We start from the raw sequence: 256 nt of genomic DNA on the forward strand, positions 1-256 counted from the left end.
TTCCAGCGAGGTCGTGATCAATTCACCGGTGCTGATGAAGCGCGCGCGCTCGACATCTTCATGGCTGCGCAAACTAAGCACCCACACCGCCACCGACATTCCCAGGCCGATCACCAGAATCAAGTAAGCCAGCCACTCTTTGCGTAAAAATTTAGATAGCCCGACCAACAGCCGGTGCATGCGATTAGCTTGCGTATTCTGATTCATGGACGACTCCTGCCGCAATCACGAGGAACGCTGCGCATCAGTGGCCGAC

At 55.5% G+C, this 256-nt stretch carries 1 protein-coding gene; it reads right to left on the bottom strand.

Going from position 1 to position 256, the window contains the following annotated elements; all coding sequences use genetic code 11:
* The coding region (locus tag QN347_RS20345) for a hypothetical protein (protein WP_323494481.1) at positions 1-207 on the bottom strand (207 nt) is incomplete at its 3' end.
* Positions 208-256 lie beyond the last annotated feature (49 nt).

Origin of the sequence: Sphingomonas sp. 10B4 (genome assembly GCF_035019905.1) — a bacterium.
GTDB classification, from domain to species: domain Bacteria; phylum Pseudomonadota; class Alphaproteobacteria; order Sphingomonadales; family Sphingomonadaceae; genus Sphingomonas; species Sphingomonas glacialis.